The 18,987-nt window shown below is 66.3% G+C and carries 4 protein-coding genes; 3 read left to right on the top strand and 1 reads right to left on the bottom strand.

Annotation, left to right across the window (positions count from 1 at the left end):
- Positions 1–8: 8 nt before the first annotated feature.
- Positions 9–521 (bottom strand): winged helix DNA-binding protein, encoded by a 513-nt coding sequence (locus tag HV766_RS16005; protein ID WP_035360603.1) that lies wholly within the window; start codon positions 519–521, stop codon positions 9–11.
- Positions 522–965: 444 nt separating this feature from the next.
- Between HV766_RS16005 and HV766_RS16000 the strand changes: the two genes are divergently transcribed.
- Genes HV766_RS16000 through HV766_RS15990 form a run of 3 tightly spaced genes read left to right on the top strand, consistent with a single transcriptional unit; the run spans position 966 to position 18,425 of the window.
- Positions 966–2,672 (top strand): ShlB/FhaC/HecB family hemolysin secretion/activation protein, encoded by a 1,707-nt coding sequence (locus HV766_RS16000; RefSeq protein ID WP_175181483.1) that lies wholly within the window; start codon positions 966–968, stop codon positions 2,670–2,672.
- 58 nt (positions 2,673–2,730) lie between these two features.
- Positions 2,731–18,024 carry a hemagglutinin repeat-containing protein gene (locus HV766_RS15995; protein WP_175181482.1) on the top strand — a complete coding sequence of 5,098 codons (15,294 nt, stop codon included), beginning with the start codon at positions 2,731–2,733 and terminating at the stop codon, positions 18,022–18,024.
- Positions 18,021–18,425, top strand: a complete 405-nt coding sequence (locus HV766_RS15990; RefSeq protein ID WP_175181481.1) for a hypothetical protein — start codon at positions 18,021–18,023, stop codon at positions 18,423–18,425. The genes HV766_RS15995 and HV766_RS15990 overlap by 4 nt, the downstream gene beginning before the upstream one ends.
- The last annotated feature ends 562 nt before the right edge of the window (positions 18,426–18,987 follow it).

Genomic DNA, 18,987 nt, shown 5'->3' with positions numbered 1-18,987 from the left:
GTGGATTCTCACAGGGAGGTGGCGGCGCGGGCGGCCTGGTCGTACAGGCCCGAGAGGGCGCGCAGAGTGTTGGCCAGCTGATGGCTGGCGTCGTCCGCCGCGGGGGAGTCGATGAAGGGTTTGACGAGGCATTGCTCGCGCACTTCGGCGTAGCGCTGGATGGCGGCCGCGCCGGCGTCGGTCGCCGTGTAGATCACTTCCTTGCCCGTCTTGGCGCTTTGCACCACGCCCAGGCGCTCGAGTTTCTTCAACGAGTAGTTCACCAGATGGGTGTCCTCGACGTTGAGCGTGAAGCAGATGTCCGCCAGCTTCTTGCCCCGGCCGCGGTGGAATACGTGGTTGAGCACCAGGATGTCCAGCGAGGTCAGCTCTGGCAGTCCCGCACAGGCCATGCAGCGCACCATCCAGCGGTTGAACGCGTGCGAGGCGATGATCAGGCCGAATTCGACCTCGGAAAGCTCGGGGGCTGAAGAGGCCAGATGGGAGGAGGAAACAATGGCGTCCCGGACGGATACAGGCATGGGCTGGGAGGGGAAGGGGACGGATCGGCGATAAAACGTTGGCGAATTATTGACGATTTGTTGATATGCCCGTATCGGGGATAACCCGTGTTCAACCAACTGGTCCCAGGCTCTACCGCCGGTTTTCAGACTCGCCCTATTTATTCGCAGCACCTCTCCACGTAAAAGATTCCACAGGGTCGCTGGCTCCGAGTCGCTTGCTGTTTGTTTCACATCAAATCGTCCTTGCTGTAGAGATGATAGTTCCGGGGTGCGGAACTATGGTCTTTGTGCACCAATTGCCTGTTCTTCATCCGCTAAGTTCAACTAAGTACGCTAATTTTTGAATTTATACATTCGGATATCTATTGTTATTAATTGTGTTTTAAGGCAAACTCGAAAAACATTTAGTTTCACACAGAGATAACAAGGAGCGCCGCGCACGTCCGCAGGCGCCATACCGGCATGAATCACTATTGGCGCCTGCGCATGGCCGCGGGCATGTTGGCGGCTGGCTTTTTCCCGGCTGGATCCGGTGCGCAGCCGCTGCCCGAAGCAGCGGTGCGCGCCACCGAAATCGAACGTCGCCAAGAACAGGAACTTGGAGCGCAGCGCGCCCGAGCGGCCGAACGGCCGGACGTGCTGTCGCCCGCCGCGCCCACCGCCGGCGGCCTGGTCCTGCCGGTCGAAACGCCTTGCTTCGCCCTGAAGGAAGTCGTCTGGGACGGAGCGCAGCCCGCTGAATCGCTGGCGCGCGCAGCCGATGCCGTCGTTGGCCATTGCGTGGGCGGCCTGGGGTTGCGGGCCTTGCAGGAACATCTGATCGGCCTGCTGATCGATCGCGGACTCGTCACGGCGCGGGTGGTCGTGCCGGAACAATCCCTGGCCGCGGGCACGCTGACGCTGCGCTACCTGCCGGGCCGCATATCCGCCGTCAAGGGCGAGGGCGCCATCGGCTGGTGGCGCACGGCCTTGCCCACGGGGCCGGGCGGCGAAGTGAACCAGCGCGACCTGGACCAGGCGCTGGAAAACATTCGCAGGCTGGGCAGCCAGGCCGATGCGTCCATCGACGTCGCGCCCGGGCCGGAGCTGGGCGATTCCGACATCCTCATCCGTCCCGGCACCGGCAAGCGCTGGCATGGATACATCGGCGGCGACAACGCCGGCATGGACGCCATCGGCAAGTACCAGGTCAACGCCGGCCTGACCCTGGACTCGCCCCTGTTCCTGTACGACCAGCTGTCGGTGTCGTGGAACAGCAATGCGCGCTGGCGTGACGCCGAGTCGAACACGCGCGCCGCCTCGCTGAACTACAGCATTCCCTTCGGCTACTGGACCTTCTTTGCCGGCGCCAGCAAATCCACCTACCGCCAGACCGTGGCCGGCTTCGATGAACCCATCATCTACGGCGGCACGACCAAGCAGGTGCAGGCAGGCGTCTCGGTGGTGCCGTATCGCAGCGCCACCTACAAGAGCACGGCATCGCTGACGCTGCTGCGCAAGCGCACCACCAGCACGCTCAACGACGTGGACATCGAGGTGCAGCGGCGCGACGTCACCGGCTACGAGTTCAACCTGGGGCATCGCCACTATCTGGGCCGCGCCGCGCTGGACGTCGGCGGGGGCGTGCGCGGCACGCTGACCGGGCTGTCCGACCAGCCGGGCTACGTCTATGGCGATCCGGATTGGAACGGCCGCAGCACCATACTTTCGGCCAATGCGGGCCTGTATCTGCCGTTCGAACTGGCGGAGCAGCCCTTGGCCTACCAGCTGAATTGGCAGATCCAGCACGCCAAGACGCCCATCGTGCCGTCCGACTACTTCACCATCGGCAACCGCTATGCGGTGCGGGGTTTCGACGGCCAGATGACGCTGGCCGCCGAGGACGGCTGGACCTTGCGCAACGACTTGTCGCTGGGCCTGGACAAGCTGCTGCGCGTGCCCGGCCACCAGTTGTACACGGGCCTGGACGTGGGCCGGGTGGGCGGTCCATCGGCGGCGTCGCTGTCCGGCCGCACGCTGGTGGGCGCCGTGGCCGGGCTGCGCGGACGGCTCGCCATGCCCTATGTCAACGCCAGCTATGACCTGTCTGCTGGCTGGCCGCTGAAAAAGCCCGAGTCCCTGAAAACCGCTTCGACCATGTTCGCGGCGGTGCTGATGTTCGAGTTCTGATCCGGCGGCCTTGCGCCGCGAAACCGCAGTCCATCCCTAGTCCAACCGGATACGCCTGATGTCCAAGCTTCGCTCCCTGATAGTCTGGTCCGTCGTCTTCACCCAGGTCTGGTCGCCAGTATTGGCGCAGACCTTGCCGATTTCGGTGGACAAGAGCGTGGCGGGCGCGAAGCCCTCCGTCGGCGTCAGCAACGGCGTGCCGGTCATCAACATCGCGCCGCCGTCGGCGGGAGGCGTGTCCAACAACCGCTACACGCAGTTCAACGTGGGCCCGTCCGGCGCGGTGCTCAACAACAGCGGCGGCGCCAGCCAGACCCAACTGGCGGGGCAGGTGGGCGGCAATCCCATGCTGGGCAATCAGCGCGCCAGCACCATTCTCAACCAGGTCACCGCACCCAACCCGTCGCAACTGCTGGGCACGTTGGAAGTGGCCGGCAACCGCGCCAATGTGATCGTCGCCAACCCGGCGGGCATCACCTGCAACGGCTGCGGCTTCTTGAACGCAGACCGCGCCACCTTGACCACCGGCAAGCCCCAGGTCGGACCGGACGGCAGCATCGGCTTCGATATCGCTTCGGGCAAGATCCGCGTCGAAGGCGCCGGCCTGAACGGCGCCAACCTCAGCCAGGTGGACCTGCTGGCGCGCACGCTGGAAATCAACGCGGATGTGTGGGCCGACAAGCTCAACGTGACCGCGGGTGCGGCGCGCGTCGACTATGCCACGGGAGCCGTTTCCGCCCAGGCGGGCGAGGGCGCGGCGCCGGAGGTGGCGCTGGATACCGCGGCGCTGGGCGGCATGTATGCCAATAGCGTGCGCCTGATCGGCACCGAGGCCGGCGTGGGCGTGAACATCGGCGGCAACCTGGTGGCGCTGACCGGCGACCTGCAGGTCACGGCGGCGGGCGACGTCCGCATTGCGCCGCGCGGCACCGCGCAGGCGGCCGGCAATCTGCGCGTGGACAGCGGCGGCGATCTGTCTGTCCAAGGCGCGGCACAGGCCGGCGGGACTGCCGCGCTTGCGGCTACGCGCGACGTTTCCGTGCAGGGCGCGGTCGGCGCCGGTGGCGCCTTGACGCTCGATGCTGGCGGCGATGTGGCTGTCGGCGCGCAGGGCAGCCTGCGCACGCAAGGCGTCTTGCGCGTGGCGGCGGGCAAGGATCTCTCCTTGTCGGGAGGCTTGCTGACTTCGGATCAGGACTTGCGTGCGCAAGCCGGACGCAATCTGAAGGTAGCGGGCCAGGCGGTCGCGCCGCAGCCGGGGCAAGGCGGGAACACGGGTGGCGGGACCGGCGGGGGGGCGGGAACCGACAATGGTTCGGGCTCCGGCGCCGGATCGGGAACTGGATCTGGATCGGCCACCGGCGGCGAGCCCGGCAAGACTCCCGACCCGTCCGCGCCGGACGAGCCGAGCGGCGGCGTTTCCACGGCGGGTGGCGTGGTTTCCGCGAAGGAAGGCGTCACGCTGCAGGCGGGACGCGACATGCTGTTGTCGCGCCAGGTTTATGCGTCCGGCGTGTTGCAGGCGCAGGCGGGCGCGGACGCGGTGTCGGAGGCCGGCGCGCAGCTGCAGTCGGCAGGAGGCATGACCATACGCGCGGGTTCAGGCGTCACGCTGGCCGGCGCGGCCCTGACCGATGGCGCGATGCTGGTCGAATCCACGCGCGACCTGCGCCTGGACGGCAGCGCGCTGGCTTATGGAGGTGCGCTGGACCTGAAGAGCGGCGGCGATCTGCGCATGGGCGCGGCCAGCAAGGCGCAGGGCAAGCGTGTGGGAATCGATGCGGCGCGCGATCTGCGAGCCGATGGCGAACTGGTGTCGGAGACGGCAGCTGAACTGAAGGCCGGACGCGAAGCCGCGGTGGACGCCCGGGTGTTGGCGCGCGGCGATCTGGACCTGAGCGCGCAAGGCGCCACGGCCGTCACCGGACAGGTGGAAGCGCTGGGCCGCGCGCGGCTGCAGTCCGGAGCAGGCATTTCGCTTGCAGGTAGCCTGAGCGGCAATCAGGGCGTGGACATGCGCGCGGCGGGCCCGCTCGCCATCAGCGGCGTGGTGGGCGCGGCAGCGGGTGAACTGACGCTGGCTTCCGGCGGCGACCTGTCGGTCAGCGGCAGCGCGCAGGCAGGCGGCCCGGTCAGGTTGAGCACGCAGGGCGCGCTGAACGTGGCGGGTACGGTCTCCTCGCTGGCCGGATTGACGGCCCAGGCCGCGCGCGATGCCGCGGTCGACGGCAAGCTGCTGGCCGGCGGTCCGCTGCTGCTGGAAGCGATAGGCCAGGTGGCGGCGGGCGCGGACTCGCGTCTGCAATCGGACGGCGCCATGCAGCTGCGCGCTGGCCAGAGCATGCTTCTGGCCGGCGTGGCGGAAACCAATGCTGGCCTGACACTGGGCGCGGGCCGCGACCTGCGCGTGGACGGCGCGGCGCTGGCTTATGGCGGCGTCTTGTCGATGGATGCGGGCCAGGATCTGCGTTTGACCAATGCCAGCCGCACGCAGGGCGAGGGCGTGTCGGCGCGCGCGGGCGGTGACCTGCAGTCGGACGGCGCGATGGCCGCGCGCGGCGATATCGCGTTGACCGCGGGGCGCGATGCGCAGCTCGGCGGCAAGACGGTCGCCACCAACGATGTGACGCTGGCGGGAGGACGCAACCTGGCCATTGCGCAGGGCGCGCAGCTGGAGGCGGAACGCTCGGCGCAAATCCAGGCTGGGCAGGACGCCACGCTGGCTGGCGCTGTGCGCACCAATCAGGGCATACGCATCGACGCCGCTGGCAAGCTGCGGCTGGACGGAGAAACCTCCTCGGTCGCGGGCGCCATCGATTTGCTCGCGGGCGGCGATCTGTCCGTGGGCGCGCAGGGCAAGGCATACGCGGGCGGCGCGCTCAGCGGCGCAAGCGGCGGCGCGTTGCGCGTGGACGGCGAACTGGCCGGCCAGGGCGCGTTGACTTTCGTATCGGTGGGCGGCGCTACGGTGAACGGCAAGCTGCTGTCCGGCGACGCCCTGTCGCTGCGCGCGGGCACGGACCTGCGCACAAGCCAGGCGGCGCAACTGCAATCGTCCAAGAACATGACGTTGAGCGCGGGCCAGGACGCCAGCCTTGCGGGCGCTGCCTTGAGCGATGGCGGCATCGCGATCAACGCAACACGGGAGCTGCGCGTGGACGGCAGCGCGCTGGCCTACGGCGGCGGCCTGTCGATGAGTGCCGGTCGCGATCTGTGGCTGGGCGATATCAGCAAGACCCAGGGCAAAGGCATCAGCGCTCTGGCTGGGCGCGACTTGGGCGCTGGCGGCGAGATGGTGGCGCCGGGCTCCGTGACGCTCACCGCGGGCCGGGACGCGGTCATCGGTTCCAGGCTCAGCGCCGACGGCGGCATAACACTGCGTGCGCAAGACACGGCGCAAGTCACGGGCCAGCTGGAAGCGACCGGCGTGGCCAGCCTGCAAGCCGGCGGCGACATGACGTTGTCGGGCGGCGTGCTCAGCAACCAGGGCACGGAACTGCGTGCTGGGGGCGCGCTGGGCGTCAGCGGCACGGCGGGTGCAGCGCAGGGCGCATTGACCCTGGCCTCGGACGGCGACATGACGGTGGGCGGCAGCGCCCAATCCGGCGGTCCCTTGTCCATGGTCGCGAAGGGCGCGCTGAACGTGGCGGGCACGGTGTCCTCGCTGTCCGGCTTGACGGCTCAGGCCGCCGGCGACGCGACGGTCAATGGCAAGCTGCTGGCCGGCGGTCCGCTGCTGCTGGAAACGCTGGGCCGGTTGGTGGCAGGCGCGGATGCGCGCTTGCAATCGGAAGACGCCATGCAGTTGCGCGCGGGCCAGGATCTGGTCCTGGCAGGCGAGGCGGAAGCCAACAAGAGTCTGACGTTGGACGCCGCGCGCGATCTGCGCGTGGATGGTGCGGCATTGGCCTACGGCGGTCAACTGTCGATGGACGCTGGCAATGATCTGCGCTTGGGCGACGCCAGCCGCACGCAGGGCGAGGGCGTAGCCGCGCGCGCCGGCGGCGATCTGCTGGCAGAGGGGACCATGGCTTCGCGCGGCGATATCGCACTGGTCGCAGGCCGCGATGCCAGCCTCGGCGGCAAGACCGTGGCCGCAGGCGACCTGAAGCTGGATGGCGGGCGCAATCTGGCCATCGCCCAAGCCGCGCAACTGGATGCGGAAGGCAAGGCGCGACTCAAGGCAGGGCAGGATGCGACGCTGGCGGGTGCATTGCGCAGCAACCAGGGCAACCACATCGAGGCCGCCGGCGCCCTGCGCCTGGACGGCGTAACTTCCGCGGCATCCGGCGCAATCGATCTGCGCGCGGGCGGCGATCTGACGGTGGGAAGCGCCGGCAAGGCGCTGGCGGGCGGCGCACTGCGTGGTGAGAGCGGCGGCGCGTTGTCGGTCGCCGGTGAATTGGCCGGCCAGGGCGCGTTGACTTTCGTATCGGTGGCCGGCGCAACGGTGGACGGCAAGCTGCTGTCCGGCGACGCCTTGTCGTTGCGGGCAGGCCAGGGCCTGCGCACGGGACAGGCCGCGCAACTGCAATCGTCCAAGAATATGACGCTTAGCGCGGGCCAGGACGCCAGCCTCGCGGGCGCTGCCCTGAGTGATGGCGGCATCGCAATCGACGCAACACGCGAGTTGCGCGTGGACGGCAGCGCGCTGGCCTACGGCGGCGGCTTGTCCGTGAACGCCGGCAGCGATCTGCTGCTGGGCGCGGCCAGCAAGACGCAGGGCAAGGGCGTCACGGCCCAAGCCGGGCGTGACCTCAGCACCGCCGGCGAAATGGTGGCCGCGGGATCGGCCGCTCTCACGGCGGGCCGCGACGCGGTGTTCGGCGCCAAGCTCGGCGCCGACGGCGACCTGACGCTGCGCGCGCAGGAGTCGGCGAAGATTACGGGCGAACTGCAAACGACGGGCGCTGCAAGCCTGCAAGCCGGCGGCGACGTGGCGTTGTCGGGCAGCCTGCTCAGCAACCAGGGCACGGAACTGCGGGCGGGAGGCGCGCTGGACCTCAGCGGCACGGCCGGCGCGGCTTCGGGCGCATTGACCTTGGCCTCGGACGGCGACATGACGGTCGGCGGCAGCGCTCAATCCGGTGGTCCTTTGTCCATGGTCGCGAAGGGCGCGCTGAACGTGGCGGGCACAGTGTCCTCGCTAGCCGGTTTGACGGCGCAAGCAGGAACCGATGCAACGGTCACGGGCAAGCTGCTGGCCGGCGGCCCGCTGCTGCTGGAGGCGATAGGACGGTTGCAGGCCGGCGCGGATGCGCGCCTGCAATCGGAAGGCGCCATGACCTTGCGCGCGGGCCAGGATCTGGTGCTCGCCGGAGAGGCGGAAACCAACAAGGGCCTGACGCTGGATGCCGGGCGCGACGTACAGGTGGACGGGGCGGCGCTGGCCTACGGCGGCCAACTGGCCATGAACGCGGGCAAGGACCTCCGCTTGGGCGACGCCAGCCGCACGCAGGGCGTGGGCGTGGAGGCGCGCGCCATGGGCGATCTGCTGGCGGGCGGCGTGATGGCCGCGCGTGGCGACATCCTCTTGAACGCGGGACGCGATGCGCGCATCGATAGCAAGGCTGCAGCCACCGGCAACACGTCGCTGATTGCAGTGCGTGACCTTGCCATGGGCAAGACGGCGCAATGGGACGCCGAAGGCGCGTCGCGCGCCCAGGCCGGCCAGGACATGACGCTGGCCGGCGTCTGGCGCGGCAACGGCGACATGAACATCGATGCCGCGGGCAAGCTGTCCGTGGACGGGACGCTTGCCGCCAGCGCCGGCGGCCTGAGCTTGAACGCCGGCGGCGACCTGTCGATGGGCGAGCTGGCGCGGGTCGCGGCCAAGGGCGCGGTCAACGTCACGACGCAGGGCGATCTCCGCGTGGCGGGCGCGCTCAGTTCGCTGGACGCCCTGACGCTACAGGCCGCGCGCAACGCGGCAGTGGCGGGACAGGTCTACGCGGCACGCGGCCTGGACCTGAAGGCGGGCCAGACGCTGACGGCGGCGGGCGGCTCGCACCTGCAATCCGACGCATCGATGACGCTTGCGGCCGGGCAGGATCTGAACCTCGCCGGCACGGCGCTGGCCGAAGGCGGCATGTCGCTGGACGCGTCGCGCGACCTGCGCGTGGACGGCAATGCGCTCGCCTATGGCGGTGCGCTGCAGCTCAAGAGCGGCAATGACCTGCTGCTGGGCGCGGGTAGCCAGCTGCAAGGCAAGGGCGTGCAGGCTGACGCCGGGCGCGACCTGGCGCTGGGCGGCGTTCTGGTGTCCACCGCGGACGCGGAACTCCAGGCGGTGCGCGATGCGCGCGTGGACGGCAAGCTGGGCGCCGACGGCGCGCTGGATCTCGGCGCAGGGGGCAATCTGCGCATCGGCGCGGCGGCGCAACTGGACGCCGCGGACCAGGCGCGGATCGCGGCTGCGGGCAATCTGGAGATGGCCGGCGTCGTGCGTGGCGACAAGGGGGCAAGCCTGGACGCCGGGGGGCGACTGGATATGTCCGGCACGGCGGCATCCGCCAACGGCGCCCTGAATCTGAAAGCGGGTGAAGACCTGGTCTTGACGGCCGGCAGCCGGGCGCTGTCCGGCGGCGCGCTGCAAGCGCGGGCGGGCGGTTCGCTGACGGCGGCAGGTACGATTTCCTCGCTGGCCGATCTGATCCTGGAGTCGGTTGGCAACATCAGCCTCGACGGCCAGAACCTGGCGGCCGGCAATCTGGCGCTACAGGCCGGCGGCGCGCTGGCCACCGGCGCGAACGCGCGCCTGCAGGCCGATGGCTCGGTCGATGTGCAAGCCGACAGCGCCGCCTTGGCGGGCACGCTGGTGGCCGGGCAAGCGGCGACGCTGCGGATCGACAAGGATCTGGCGGTGGACGGCACGGTCCTGGCCGATGCGGGCGCGCTCAAGGTGGACAGCGGCGGCGCCATGACGCTGGGCGCCTCAAGCGCGCTGCAAGCAGGCGGACTGCTGCAAGCACAGGCCGGCGGCAAGCTGCTGGCAAACGGCACGATTTCGGGCGAGCAGGACATCACGCTGAAGGCCGGCACGGACGCCGAACTGAACGGCAAGACCGTCGCCAACGGCACGCTGCGCGCGGACGCGGCCGGGAACCTGAGCATCGGCCAGGCCGGCCTGGCCCAGGGCAGCAGCAAGCTGCTGCTGGGCGCGGGCCAGGACCTGCGCATCGCAGGCACGGCGGGCACCGCCACGGGCGCGGGCGCCGCGGGCGGCGTCTTGCAGGCGCAGGCGGGCCGCGACCTCTTCATCACGGGCACGGCGACCGCCGGTTCCCCCATCGTCCTGGGCGCGCAGCGCGACATCCGCATCGACGGCATCGCCACCGCGCTGGAAGGCGGCCTGACCGCTGACGCAGGCGCGAACCTGCTCGTCGGCGCGGGCGGCAGGATGCAGGCCTTCGACGGCCTGAGCGCGCGCGCGGGCGGCAACCTGGAGTCAGACGGCGTCATTGCCGCGGGCGGCGGCCTGACGCTCGCCGCAACTGGAGACGTCCTGTTGGGCGGCCTTGCTGCCGCCCTGGGCGAACGCGCGGCGGGCAATGCCTCGATCACGGCGGGACGCGATCTCGTCGTCAAACAGAACGGCCAACTGCAAGCCGCTGGCACGCTGACTGCCCGCGCGGATCGTGACCTGTACGCAACGGGCGCCCTGAGTTCGGTGGGCGACATGCTGCTGGCTGCCGCTCGCGACGCGCGAGTGGACGGCACTGCCGCCACCGATGCCAATCTGACGCTGACGGGCCGCGACGTGACCGTCGGTGCGGCCGGGCTGACGCAGGCCGGCCGCACGTTGAACGCCACCGCGCAAGGCGCGCTGCAGGCGGCCGGGCGCATGCTGGCCGGTGGCTCGCAGGCCTTGACAGCGGGCGACAAGATCTCGGTCGATGGCACGGTGGCCGCCTTGCAAGGCAACTTGTCGCTCACCGCGCAGCGCGGCGATATCGCATTAGGCGCGGCGTCGCGCTTGCAGGCAGGGGGCGCGCTGACCGCGCAGGCGGGGGGCGCGCTTACCGCGCTCGGCTCGGCCGCCGCGGAACAAGGCATGACCTTGCGGGCCGGCACCGACGCGACGCTGGGCGGCATCGCCGCCACGCAGGCCGGCGACCTGGTCGCCAGCGCCGGCGGCAAACTCACCATCCTGGCGGATGGCCGCTTGCAGTCCGGCGCGGCGCTGGACCTTAGCGCGGGCGGCGCGCTGCTCAACGCGGGCATCGCGTCCGCGGGTACGAATGCCAAGCTGTGGGCGGGATCCACGCTGGACAACACCGGTTCGGTGCTGGCCGGCGGCGATCTCATCGCCACCGCCTTGGGCCAGCTTTCCAACGCCGGCCGCTTCGTGGCCGGCGTGGGCGCCGACGGCTCGCTCAGCCAGCCGGGCAGCATCAGATTGACCGGGGGCTCCATCGTTCATGGCGGCACCAGCCTCGCGGGCCGCGATCTGAGCCTGTCAGCGGGCAGCTTGAACCTGGCGGGCGGCAAGCTGTCCGCCATCGGCAAGGTCACGCTGGCCACGCCGGGCGATGTCGACAGCCGCAACGCGGTCGTGCAGGGCGGCGCTCTGGATATCGCCGCCGCCAATCTCTACAACCAGGGCGGCAAACTGACGTCCACGGGCGATGCCGCGATCAAACTGGGCGGCGCCTTGAACAACACCGGCGGGGTGATCGCCGCCGCAGGCGATGCGCGCATCGAAGCCGCAAGCATCGTCAACCGCGACGGCACGCTGGCCGCGCGCGACCTGACCATCACCGCCACGGGCGCGGTGGACAACCGCGGCGGCCTGATCCAGGCCGACAACGTGCTGACCTTGAAGGCCGCCAGCCTGGACAACAGCGGCACGCTGAACGCGGCCGGCACGCCGCCCAAGGGCGTTCTGGGCAAGGTCGTCTCCATCGTGGCCGACCGCGTCAACAACCAGGGAGGCTCCATCGAGGCGATCGAGGACCTGGGCCTCACCACCAAGGAACTGGACAACACGGGCGGCGCCGTCGCTTCCCAAGGCAACGCGCGCATCGTCGCGGACACGCTCAAGAACACCCAAGGCACGCTGCAGGCGGGCAAGAGCCTGACCGTCATCGCGCAGGCGCTGCAAGGGCTGGGGGTGCTGCAATCCGCGGGTGACCTGTCGTTCGCATATGCCGGCCCGCTGAACCAGCAGGGCGACATCTCCAGCGGCCGCGACCTCAACCTGTCGGTCGGCGGCGCGATGGACAACCGCGCCAAGATCAGCGCCGGCCGCGACCTGAGCATCTCGGCGGACTCGCTGAACAACCAGGCCTCCGGCCAACTGCTGGCCGGAGGCCAGAACCGCATCACGGTGACGCAGGGCCTGACCAACGCCGGCCTCATCGACGGCGGTTCCACCCGCATCACCGCAGGCCGCGTCGACAACACCGGCCGCATCTACGGCGATGCCGTGTCGATCCAGGCAGGCGCTCTGGTCAACGGTGCGGGCGCGGGCGGCGGCGCCGTCATCGCGTCGCGCGGGAACATGGACCTGGGCGTGGGATCGCTCATCAACCGCGATCATGCGCTGGTCTATGCCGGCGCCGACCTGCGTATCGGCGGCGCGCTGGATGCCGCCGGCAAAGCCATCGGCCAGGCGGGTTCGCTGCTGAACGCCTCTGCGACCATTGAAGCGGCCGGCAATGCCAACATCTCGGCCGCGTCCATCCGCAACCAGAACGACCGCTACACCAACGAAACAGTGCCGGTGTCCAGCACGTCCAAGGTGTACTTCACCCCGGCCGGCACCACCGACATGTACGACGCCGAGACCAATTGGCTGTGCGACGAAGTGACGCCTATGTGCAGCAAGGATCCGGCGTGGCTGGACGATGATCCGGAACGCATGTTCCTGCTGCCGTCGACCAAGTATCCGGCGTCGCGTTATGGGCCGCCGTTTGATTACGCGCCTAGCAAGAAGGGCAGGGGTGGCGAGACGTCACCTATCACGCCGACCTATACCCCGCCTGAATCCGGTTGTTCCGGCGGCGATGCGGCCGATCTTTGCTGGGACACGCCGGAGAAGTTCCTCTACGGTTCCGGAGAGCGCATCTGGGCTGTCTTCGGTGTCACGCCGCCGTCCGGCCCGATGCCGGTCTGGGTGCCGCCGCGCTACGAGAACTGCGCGATCCTCAATGAATGCGCTGCCGAGAAAGCGCGTCGCAAGGCCTACGAAGATGCCTACGCCGCGTACAAGGCGCCGCACATGGAGCTGGAAGCGCGCATCCGGGAGTTCAACGCCGACTTCAACAACCGCCTGGTCGGCACCTTCACCTACTACCGGGTGCAGGAGACCGTCACTGAGACCCGCACCCTGTCCTCCGATCCCGGCAAGATCCTGTCGGGCGGGGCCATGACGCTCACGGGCTCAGTCACCAATGACAAGAGCCAGATCGCCGCAGGCGGCGCGCTCACGGTGGCCGGTCCCGCCATCAACAACATCGGTGCGGGCGGCGAGCGTACCATCACGCGGACGGGGACCATGACGGTTACCCAGGCGCGTTCGCGCGACCGCAAGGAATACTCCGAGGCTTACAACGCCACCCTCGCGGGCCAGCCCATCGAACTGCCAGTCGGCACGTCCGGCGGCAACGTCGCCGTCCAGCTCAACGGCTCCAAGCCCGGCGCCAGCAATGGCGGCGCCGCGCCTGGACCAGTGCTGGTCGCCAGCGTCGGCCTGCCTGGCGGCACGGTGGTGCGCACCGTGTCCAATCCCGCCGGCATTCCGGACAGCCAGCTCTACACCGTCAACGGCAGGCCGGATGCGCCCTACGTCGTCGCCACCGATCCGCGCTTCGTCGGCCAGCGTCCGACCGTCTCCAGTGACTACCTGCTGGACCTGCTGAGCCAGCCGGGCGCGCTGCCCGGCACCACCATCGGCAACGGCGCCGGCTCGGGCGGCGGCCTGGCAGGCCAACGCAACGACCAGCCCGGCACGGCCGGTACGGTAAATGCCGGCGTGGGCACCGGTTCGATCTCGACCCCGGGCCAAGGCGGCGCGTCCGTTGGTGCCAGCAGCGGCCTTGAAGGCCAGCGTATGGACGGCCAAGGCGGCTCCGGCCCTGTCAACGCCGGCGTCGGCGCGGGTTCAGTTTCGAATGCGGGCCAAGCCGGCGCCACCGTCGGCGCCAGCGGCGGCCTGGATGGCCAGCGCCTGGACGCGCAAGGCGCATCCGGACCCGTCGGCGCCGCGCTCGGCACGGGCGGCTCGCTCTCTGCCAGCGGCGCCACCGCCGCGGTCGACGGCCAGAACCTGTCCGGCGCGCGCCTGGGCAGCTGGGATTCCCTGGTACCCGCAGGCGCCAAGTTCCTGACGCCCTCGGGCCAGCCCAAGCGCCTGGGCGACGGTTTCTATGAACAGAAGCTCGTGTCCGACCAGATCCTGGCCACCACCGGCCAACGCTTCCTCGACAAGTACAGCGACAACGACAGCCAGTACAAGGCCCTGCTCGCCGCTGGCGCGCAATTCGCCCGCGACAACGGCGTCCAGCTCGGTGTCGCGCTGACCGAGGCGCAACAGCGCCAACTGACCACCGACCTGGTCTGGCTGGTCGAACAGACCGTCACGCTGCCCGACGGCACCACCGAGACCGTGCTGGTCCCGCAGGTCTACCTGCTGGTGCGCGAAGGCGACCTGAAGGGCGACGGCACCCTCATGGCCGGCCGCAACGTCAAGCTGGAAGCCGAAGGCGACATCGTCAACAGCGGCACCATCGGCGCGCGCGAAGCCACCGTCATGACCGCCGGCAACATCGTCAACCAGGGCGGCGGCCTGATCCAGGGCGCCACCGTCGACCTCGCCGCGCGCGAGGACCTGACCAACCTGGTGTCGCTGATCAAGGGCGACAACGTCGCCCTGAAGGCAGGACGAGACATCGCCCTGACATCCACCGCGGCCTCCGAGAACTTCGGCAGCACCTGGGGCACGCACGTCAGCGGCGTGGCCCGCGTCGACGCCGGCAACCTCAACATGCAGGCTGGCCGCGATATCACGCTGACCGCGGCGCAAGTCTCGGTCAAGGACGACGCACGTCTGCAGGCCGGGCGCGATATCGCGCTGGAAACGCTTACGGAGAGCCACGGCGAATCGCTGGTCCTGAACAAGAATAACCGCCACGACCTGAGCACCAGCTCCGAAGTCGGCGCGACCATCGCGGCGGGCGGCAACCTCACGCTGGTCGCGGGGCAGGACGTCAACGCGCGTGCGGCCGAAGTCACCGCCGGCAAGCAGCTGGCGGTGGGCGCGGGACGCGACATCAATCTGGTCGCTGGCGTAGAAACCGGCTCGGCCTACGACGAGGTCCGCTACAAGACCAAGAGCTTCCTGTCGTCCAAGACCACGCACACCATCACCTCCAGCGACTGGGAACAGGCCAAGGGGTCGACCTTTACCGGCGACACGGCGGTGTTGATGGCGGGGCGGGATTTGAATGTGGTGGGGTCGAATGTCATCGGCGACAACGACGTCACGCTGATGGCGAATCGGGACATCAACGTTGCCGCAGCGACCGAGTCGTACAAGGACTACCAGTACGAGAAGGTGACCAAGTCTGGCTTTGGCGGTGGCGGCGGCTTCAGCGTCGGCTATAGCAAGCAGCAACGAACCGACTGGATGAAGGGCGAAAGCGGAGGCTACTCCAGCAGCACTGTCGGCAGCGTGGGCGGCAATCTGACCATGGACGCCGGGCGCGACGTGGGGATCTTCGCCAGCAACGTACTGGCGCAGGACGGCGATATCTCGATCAGCGGCCGCAATGTGGCGATCGTTGCCGGCGTGGGTGAAGCCCGTCAGCACGAATACCACGAGTTCAAGCAGTCCGGAATCACGATAGGCGTGGCGGGCGGCGTGCTCGGAGCTGCCCAACAGATACACGGCACGCTCAAACAGGCAGATGACGCCAAGAGCAGCCGCCTGGCTGCGGTCAAAGTGGGCCAGGCCGCCTATCAGGCGGTGCAGGCCAACCGCATGCTGGAGGCTGCGGAAGGGGCCAACGCCACGGCAGCTGAAAAGGAGAACGCCAGCGCCCAGATCCAGATCAGCATAGGCGCCAGTAAATCCGTCAGCGAAACGAAGCGCACGCAGGAGTCGGTGTTCGGCTCTTCCGTCATGGGAGGCGGCAATGTCTCCATCGTGGCCCTGGGCGAGCGAGGCGTTCCAGGCTCGGGCAATCTGTCCATCATCGGAAGCGATGTCACTGGCAAGAACGTACTGCTGGGAGCCACGAACGATCTTTCACTGTTGAGCCAGGCACAGAGTTCCACAGAGACCTCAACCAACAAGAACAGCGGCTGGAAGGTCGGTGTGGGCATCGGCGTGTCCGATAGCGGCAGCGGCGGAGGCATCAACATCTTCGCCAGCGGCTACATGGGCAGCGGCAACGCCAAGGGCAACGGCACGACGTACCGCGAAACCCAGATCAGCGCACGCGACAACCTGACGCTGACTTCGGGCCGCGACACGCTGTTGGAAGGCGCGCAAGCGCGCGCCGACAGCATCCGCGCAGACATCGGCAGGAATCTGACCATTGCCAGCCAGCAAGACACGGACCGCTACAACGCCAAGCAGAAGCAGGCCAACGCGGGTGGCAGCTTCAGCTTCGGTTCCATGACGGGCAGCGCCTATATCGGCGCCAGCACGGGCAAGACCAAGTCGAACTACGACAGCGTGATTGAGCAGTCGGGACTGTATGCGGGTTCGGGCGGCTTCGACGTCTCCGTGGGCAAACATACCCAGCTCAACGGCGCGGTGATCGCCAGCGATGCCGATGCCGCGAAGAACAGGCTGTCGACGGAAACGTTGGGCTTTACCGATCTGAAGAACAAGGCCGACTACAAGTCCACCACCGTGGGCGTGAACCTGGGCATGTCAGGCGCATTCGACGTTGCCAACAAGGGCGGCGCAAACAAGGCCGGTCCGTCAGGGTTCAGCTTCGGCCAAACCAGTGGCAGCGACTCCGGCACCACCTACGCTGCGATTGCTCCGGGCACGATCGAGGTGCGCTCGGACAAGGACAGCGGCCGGGATAGCACGGCGGGACTTAGCCGGGATACTGCTGGCGCGAATGGCAGCATCGGGCAGATCTTCGACAAGGACAAGGTCCGCGAGCAGTTGGAGTTCCAGCAAGCCTTCGGCCAGTTGGGGATGCAGCTTGCGGGGGATGCGCTGAAGACCCTAAAGGAGAAGGATCCGGATCTTTGGGGGGAAGGTAAGCCGGGCGCGATCGGGTTGCATGCTGCGGTGGCGGGGATAGCTGCGGCGTTGGGGGGAGGGAGTGTGGCTGGGGCGATTGGGGGGACTGTAGCCGGTGACATCGCGAGCGATCTGGCGCAGGACCAAATCGCCTCGGCAGTCGCGGGTTTGCCTGATGACGTGAGGGATCAGGTATCGAGGGTTATTACGAACGTTGTCGCAGGTGCGGTGGGCGGGGCAGTTGGGGGCATGAGTGGGGCTGGAGGCGCGGCGGTTGCCGATATGTTTAATCGACAGCTTCATCCCCAAGAGAAAGACCTTGCTCTCGAGATTGTTGCAACGGCTCGGAAAAGAGGAATTGTCAATCCCGATGGGACTTCCATATCTGTCGAGCAAATTGAAGGGGCCTTGCGATCCGCGGATAACAAGACATATGGCGAGTTGGCGAGTTCGGGCATGATTGTTCCGTTGACTGGGACAACGTCAACCGGTGCCCTGTATGACACAACGGGGATGATTCTGCAGAGTGACGGGTCGGGAAAATACTGGTTAGTGCAGAGCCCCTCGGCGTTCCTCAACCCGCCTGATCATATTAGAAAGCTCATCATGGAAACTTCGGGCGGCGCTGAGTCTCCTTACGATTGGAATGCGCCTTCCCCTGGAAGCCAGAGGCCAGTGGTGGTGAACCGATATGATGCGTTTGGGCCTTTTTCCCCGGGGTGGAATACTGGAGATTATTCGGCAGGTTTGCCTCGTTCAGATTTCAGAAGCAATCCTGATGTGATTTTTCAGGCAGGATTTCATGTTCCGGCATCGGCTGGAGTCGGCGCTGGCTATAATTTCTCTATCAATAATGGCGATTACTCCGTAAAGCCTGACTTTATTGTTGGGAGCTTTTATGATGCTGGTGCGAGTATAGGAATTTATGGTGATGCAAAGTACTCGGGTCCTGCGGTAGTTAATATTGGGCCGGGAATTTTTGCTCTTCAAGTCACGCCGAGTAATCCTGCGGCTTGGGATGAAAAACCCTGGTATGTGCTCTCTAGATATATTAATGGCGTCGCGGTTGGTGTCGGAGTGGGCAAGGTTGCTCCCATTAATGTGACGGTGGATCCGACTTATATTTCGAATGGTGGGAATAAATGAATAGTTATCGTATTGAATTGACTGATGAACAGGGGTTGGGTGTTCTTTTGGCAATTTTTATTCTGTCATTTTTATTGGCTTGGGTTGTTCCCTCTATGCGAAGAAAGGGGGATATGCCGGGCAGTGAGCTTCTAACAATACGGGCGATAGCCATTTTTTATAATGGATGGATATTTTCATCTCAATTTTTTTGTCGGATAACTGCATATGAAAACAAGTTTATTTGGTGCTGCATTTTATCGAATTCTTATGCTTATTCTGACTTGAAAATTGATAAATCATACGTGAAAGGTGATTTATCTATGAAGATATCCATAAATGGAATTTCGGCAAGATTGATTGGGCGGGCAGAGGCATTGAGTCGGCTTGAAGAGAAAATAAAAAATAAGATTTTGGCCTAAATATCATGAAAAAAAGGTGTTGGGATGAATTTTAAAAATCTGAATAGCTAGAAAATGTCGTCTGACACCTTTTTTTCGTAGGTGGCGGGGGCAAGTCTGGGAGCCTTGGGGTCAGAATCTACGAACGCAGCGGTAAATGATATTTTGAAAAGCTGCGGTAAAAAAGGAAAAATGAAAAGAAAAATTTTTAGATTTCTTAAGAAATATTTTTTCTTTGTTTTATTTTTTTCTATTATTTTTTTCTATCGGCGGGGTGGTTTTTGAGTTTTTGTTGATTCCTGCTCTAGTTATGATCTCATCTGGTGCCGGTTACCAATTCCCAACTATGGAAAGGTTTTTCTTTATGGCAAAATTTTTAATTCTCGTATCTCCAATATGCGCCGCTGCGGTGAGTGTATTCTTGAAAACGTAGCTGCGTAAATTAAAATGGCAGTACCTAATTTGACAGTAATTTCAGGTCCTGAAAAAGGTGTCAGACTACGTTTTCGATAGTTGAGATTTTTATCTGGAGAATATTTTAAAAGATATATGGGGCGAAGATGGACTCTCGATGCGGGACTTC

Source organism: Achromobacter aegrifaciens, from assembly GCF_902859735.1.
Classification (GTDB): domain Bacteria; phylum Pseudomonadota; class Gammaproteobacteria; order Burkholderiales; family Burkholderiaceae_B; genus Achromobacter; species Achromobacter aegrifaciens.
This window is presented reverse-complemented; position numbering and strand designations above follow the sequence as displayed.